The sequence below is a fragment of the Mycobacterium sp. genome, assembly GCF_049585075.1.
Classification (GTDB): Bacteria; Actinomycetota; Actinomycetes; order Mycobacteriales; family Mycobacteriaceae; genus Mycobacterium.
Genome location: NZ_JBAUZA010000011.1, coordinates 1 through 5,370, shown reverse-complemented (window position 1 = coordinate 5,370; position 5,370 = coordinate 1). Strand labels below are relative to the sequence as shown.

Sequence of the window (5,370 nt, the reverse complement as noted above, 5' to 3'; positions counted from 1 at the left end):
CGCGGCGATCGACAGCGTCGCGTAGACCAACGTGGTGTAGCCGAAGATCGGTTTACGGGAAAACACCGGGAAGATCTCGGTCACGATCCCGAAGAACGGCAGCGCCACGATGTAGACCTCGGGATGACCGAAGAACCAGAACAGGTGCTGCCACAACAAGACTCCGCCGTTGGCCGAGTCGTAGACATGTGCGCCCAGGTGCCGGTCGGCGGCCAGCCCGAACAACGCCGCGGTCAGCAGCGGGAACGCCAACAGCACCAGGATGGACGTCACCAGGATGTTCCAGGTGAAGATCGGCATCCGGAACATCGTCATCCCCGGCGCACGCATACAGACAACCGTGGTGATCATGTTCACCGCGCCGAGGATGGTGCCCAGACCGGCGACGATCAGACCCATGATCCACAGGTCGCCGGCGGGACCAGGCGAGTGGATGGCGTCAGTCAGCGGGGTATAGGCGGTCCAACCGAAGTCGGCAGCCCCGCCCGGGCAGATGAAGCCGGCCATGCCGATCATCGCGCCGAACAAGAACAACCAGAACGAGAAGGCGTTCAGCCGCGGGAACGCCACGTCGGGCGCGCCGATCTGCAGCGGCAGCACTAGGTTGGCGAACCCGAACACGATCGGCGTCGCATAGAACAGCAGCATGATCGTGCCGTGCATGGTGAACAGCTGGTTGAACTGCTCGTTGGATAAGAACTGCAGGCCGGGCGCGGCCAATTCGGTCCGCATCAGCAGCGCCAAAAGGCCGCCGATAAAGAAGAAGATGAAGCACGTGACCACGTACATGATCCCGATCATCTTGTGATCGGTTGTGGTGATCAGCCGGTAGATCAGGTTGCCTTTAGGGCCTGTTCGCGGCGGGTATGGACGACTCGCCTCGAGTTCTCCCAGCGGGGGCGCTTCGGTGGTCAAGAGCTCCTCCAAACGTCGGGCAAAGCAACTGGGATCAGTGGTTCCTGAGTCTAGCGTTCGACGGTGCCCGCCGAGCGACTGGTCCTACAAACTGTCGTACTGGTTATCAGACGGCCAAATGTTAGCGTCGGACCCGTGCTGATCAGGCGGATGCGACCCGCGACGATGGCCGCCGCGATAGCGATTACGGCTGTGCTGTGCGGTGGTTGCTCGTCCGGTGCACCCGGCGGCGCGCCGTCGGCGACCACCCCTTTCGCGATCACCAGCACCACCCAAATCGCGGGCGCCGGAGTTCTGGGCAACCAGCGCCGACCAGACGAGTCGTGTGCGGCGCAGCCGGCTGAGCCGGATCCCGGCCCGCCCACTCGCACCGCTCACAACGCGGCGGGTGTGCAGCCCGATGTGGTCCAGGTGCACGCTGACCCTCAGCGCATCGTCGTGCTGTCTGGCGACCAACTCGACGCCCTGTGCGCCCTGGGCCTGCAGTCGCGGATCGTGGCCGCCGCGCTGCCGGACGGCTCGTCGACGCAGCCGTCGTACCTGGGTACCGTCGTGCACCGCCTGCCAGGCGTCGGCACCCGCAGCAGTCCGGACGTGGCAGCTATCGGGGCAGCCAAGCCGGATCTGATCCTTGGCTCGCAGGCGTTGACACCGAAGTTGTATTCGGCGCTGACCGCGATCGCACCGACCGTGTTCACCGCGGCCCCGGGTGCGGCCTGGCGGGACAACCTGTCCAGGGTGGGCGAGGCGACCGGGCGGCCCGAGGCCGCAGAGGGCGTAATCGACGACTTCACCAAGAAGGCGCACGACGACGGCGCCGCGCATGACGCCGCCCACTTCCAGGCGTCGATTGTGCAATTCACCGAGAACACCATCCGGGTATATGGCGCCGAAAACTTCCCGGCCAGCGTGTTAACCGCAGTCGGCGTGGATCGCCCTGCGGCACAACGGTTTACCGGCAAGCCCTACATCGAGATCGGCAGCACCGACGCCGACTTGGCCGGCAACCCTGACTTCTCGGCGGCCGACGCCGATCTGGTGTACGTGTCGTTCGCGTCGCCGGCCGCCAAGGACCGCGCCGCCACCATCCTGGACAGCAACCCGTGGCGCAAGCTATCCGCCACCCGCGAAAACCGGGTCTTCGTGGTGAACAACGAAATCTGGCAGACCGGCGAGGGCGTCGTTGCGGCCCGCGGTGTGGTCGACGACCTGCGATGGGTCAACGCGCCGATCAATTAACTCCCCGCGGGTTGTGATGTCCACCGCACCGCAGAGAATACATAGTCTATCTATGCTAATCTTGGTTGGGTCCAATAGAATTCGATAGTGAAATAAGCGCACTCAAGAGGATTACCGATGAGCACTGTTTCCGCATATGCCGCTAGCTCGGCGACCGAGCCGCTGACCAAGACCACCATCACCCGCCGCGAACCCGGCCCGCACGACGTGGCCATCGACATCAAGTTCGCGGGCATCTGCCACTCCGACATCCACACCGTCAAAGCCGAATGGGGCCAACCCAATTACCCGGTGGTTCCCGGCCACGAGATTGCCGGCGTGGTGAGCGCCGTCGGCTCTGAGGTCACCAAATACAACGTGGGCGACCACGTTGGCGTCGGCTGCATGGTGAACTCGTGCGGAAAGTGCAGCAGCTGTAACGCCGGACTCGAGCAGTACTGCAAGCCGGGCGCGACTTTCACCTACAACTCCATTGACAAAGACCGCACGCCAACGCAGGGCGGTTACAGCCAAGCAATCGTCGTCGACGAAAACTTCGTTGTGCGCATCCCGGACTCGCTGCCGCTGGATAAAGCCGCGCCGCTGCTGTGCGCCGGCATCACGCTGTTCTCGCCGCTGCGGCATTGGAATGCAGGACAGGGCACCCGGCTGGCCATCATCGGCCTGGGCGGGCTGGGCCACATGGGCGTCAAGCTGGGCGCGGCGATGGGCGCCGAGGTGACGGTGTTGTCGCAGTCGCTGAAGAAGATGGAGGACGGACTGCGGCTGGGCGCTAGCCACTACTACGCCACCGCCGAGCGGGACACCTTCAAGAAGCTTCGCGGCAGCTTCGACCTGATCCTCAACACCGTCTCGGCCAACCTCAACCTCGGCGACTACCTGAACCTGCTTGACGTTGACGGCACACTCGTCGAGCTGGGTATCCCCGAGCACCCGATGGAGGTGCCGGCGTTCCCGCTGGCACTGGCGCGACGCAGTCTGTCCGGCTCGAACATCGGCGGCATCGCCGAGACGCAGGAGATGCTGGACTTCTGTGCCGAGCACGACGTGACGCCGGAAATCGAAGTCATCGAACCCAACTATGTCAACGAGGCCTACGAGCGCGTGCTGGCCAGCGACGTGCGCTACCGCTTCGTGATCGACACGTCAGGCTTGTGAGGCGGCTGCAGCTTCCCCATTAGAAGAATCGCTGGAAGTCCCGTCCGCTGCGATGCCCGCCAGCGGCCAACCGGCCGCGGCTAGCCTCGCGGCCACCCGTGCGACATTCTCCGGACCGGCGTCGAATTGCGTCATGTCCGAGATGAAGTCCGCAATCACGTCGCGGTGGACCTCGCCCTCGACCTCCTCGTCGATGGCGTCGACGACTTCGGTGATCTCAACCTCGGTGAGCGGTGTGCTGCGCAGCAGCGCAAGCAACGGCACGCGGTCCGGGCCAGGCACGCCTTCCGGGTAGCCGACTTGCAGCCACCGGATCACCGAACGGAAAAAAGCGGCCGTAGAAGATGGTGTTATCGCCACGTCCTCAGTGTCACGAAAGGTGGGTCAGCGGCGCTACCGCGGCGGGCCACCATTCACACAATTCACGCATCGTTCATCTGTTTGGGCCGTGCACCGGTCAGCGCCGGTTAGGTGGAGGCTCCGGCGAGCAGCGTGACGTTGCGCTGGATGCGTCGACTTCGGAGTAAGGAAATCGGAATGACAATCGCCCAAAGTATGCCCACCACAAGGAAGTACAGCCTGTCGCTGGACAAGCTCGTCGCTGCGGCTGCGAACCCCACCAACGCGACGACGTACATGACCCACGTCCACTTTTCGGCGCGCCGCAGTTGATCGGCAGACCTGTTGCGCAGGAGGGCCCTGCCAAGACGCGTCGCGGCTGCCCGCACGTCGGCATCGTGAGGCGCACCACCGTGCAGGACGGCATCGATTGACTGGGAACGTCCCGCTTGGTCCAGTCCGGATATCGCCTCGAGAGCTGCCCGATGCATACCTTGTGTCGCAAACGTGAAGTATCCGCCGAGGGCGGCACCAAAGACGATCGCTGATAGCACTGCGCTTTCGAACTCATAACTCGACTGCAGGCTGGTAAACAGACCCCACAACACGGCAAAGACGAACGCCCACACCAGGAATCGCAACCACGCCGGTTGTAGTAATAGCCGCAGACCCATCAGTAACCCGCTGCTTAGAAGTTCCAGTCCTCGTCTTCGGTGACGACGGCCTTGCCGATCACGTATGACGATCCCGACCCGGAGAAGAAGTCGTGGTTTTCGTCGGCATTGGGTGACAACGCGGACAGGATGGCCGGGTTGACGTCGGTCTCATCGCGCGGGAACAACGCCTCGTAACCGAGGTTCATCAGCGCCTTGTTCGCGTTGTAGCGCAGGAACTTTTTGACGTCCTCAGTGAGCCCAACTTCGTCGTAGAGGTCCTGGGTGTACTCCACCTCGTTGTCGTAGAGCTCGAAAAGCAGCTCATAGGTGTAGTCCTTGAGCTCGGCCTGCCTGGCAGCGTCCTCAAGGGCCAACCCGCGCTGGTATTTGTACCCGATGTAGTAGCCGTGGACGGCTTCGTCGCGGATGATCAGCCGGATCAGGTCGGCGGTGTTGGTCAGCTTGGCCCGGCTCGACCAGTACATCGGCAAGTAGAACCCCGAGTAGAACAGGAAGCTCTCCAGCAGCGTCGAGGCCACCTTGCGCTTGAGCGGCTCGTCGCCGCGGTAGTACTCCATCACGATCTCGGCCTTGCGCTGCAGGTTCGGGTTCTCCTCCGACCAGCGGAACGCGTCGTCGATCTCAGCGGTCGAACACAGGGTGGAAAAGATCGAGCTGTAGCTCTTGGCGTGCACCGACTCCATGAAGGCGATGTTGGTGTAGACCGCCTCTTCGTGCGGCGTCAGTGCGTCCGGAATCAGGCTGACCGCCCCGACCGTGCCCTGAATGGTGTCCAGCAATGTCAACCCCGTGAACACCCGCATCGTTAGTTGCTTCTCGTTGGCGTTCAGCGTGCCCCAGGATGGGATGTCGTTGGACACCGGCACCTTCTCGGGCAACCAGAAGTTGCCGGTCAGCCGCTCCCAGACCTCGGCGTCCTTTTCGTCTTGCAGACGGTTCCAGTTGATCGCCGAAACCCGGTCGATCAGTTTCATTTTTTCGGTCACCAGAACCCCACTTCAGCAGGACGGATAGGCGAACATGCTCAGGCTTCCGACACTAC

At 63.0% G+C, this 5,370-nt stretch carries 6 protein-coding genes; 2 read left to right on the top strand and 4 right to left on the bottom strand.

Annotated features, from left to right (window positions below; all coding sequences use genetic code 11):
* A partial coding sequence (locus WB785_RS00630; RefSeq protein WP_424076770.1) for a cbb3-type cytochrome c oxidase subunit I occupies positions 1-915 on the bottom strand: 915 nt, incomplete at its 3' end.
* 150 nt (positions 916-1,065) lie between these two features.
* On the opposite strand from WB785_RS00630, the gene WB785_RS00625 reads away from it, so the two are divergent.
* Together WB785_RS00625 and WB785_RS00620 are read left to right on the top strand one after the other, a co-directional pair.
* A complete protein-coding gene (locus WB785_RS00625) occupies positions 1,066-2,154 on the top strand; it encodes an iron-siderophore ABC transporter substrate-binding protein (RefSeq protein ID WP_424076772.1) in 1,089 nt (362 codons plus the stop codon).
* Positions 2,155-2,271: 117 nt separating this feature from the next.
* Entirely contained in the window at positions 2,272-3,312 is a 1,041-nt protein-coding gene (locus tag WB785_RS00620; RefSeq protein ID WP_424076769.1) for an NAD(P)-dependent alcohol dehydrogenase, read from the top strand.
* Here the strand turns inward: WB785_RS00620 and WB785_RS00615 are convergent.
* The 3 genes from WB785_RS00615 to nrdF form a co-directional block, all read right to left on the bottom strand.
* Positions 3,301-3,630, bottom strand: a complete 330-nt coding sequence (locus WB785_RS00615) for a DUF3349 domain-containing protein (RefSeq protein ID WP_424076771.1) — start codon at positions 3,628-3,630, stop codon at positions 3,301-3,303. The genes WB785_RS00620 and WB785_RS00615 overlap by 12 nt on opposite strands.
* Before the next feature lie 149 nt (positions 3,631-3,779).
* Entirely contained in the window at positions 3,780-4,325 is a 546-nt protein-coding gene (locus WB785_RS00610; protein ID WP_424076768.1) for a hypothetical protein, read from the bottom strand.
* 14 nt (positions 4,326-4,339) lie between these two features.
* Positions 4,340-5,314, bottom strand: a complete 975-nt coding sequence (gene nrdF / locus WB785_RS00605) for a class 1b ribonucleoside-diphosphate reductase subunit beta (protein WP_424076767.1) — start codon at positions 5,312-5,314, stop codon at positions 4,340-4,342.
* Positions 5,315-5,370 lie beyond the last annotated feature (56 nt).

Excerpts from the sequence above, each read along its gene's own strand:
- WB785_RS00620 (WP_424076769.1), top strand. The coding sequence starts at position 2,272 with ATGAGCACTGTTTCCGCATATGCCGCTAGCTCGGCGACCGAGCCGCTG.
- WB785_RS00610 (WP_424076768.1), bottom strand. The coding sequence starts at position 4,325 with ATGGGTCTGCGGCTATTACTACAACCGGCGTGGTTGCGATTCCTGGTG.
- WB785_RS00625 (WP_424076772.1), top strand. The coding sequence starts at position 1,066 with ATGCGACCCGCGACGATGGCCGCCGCGATAGCGATTACGGCTGTGCTG.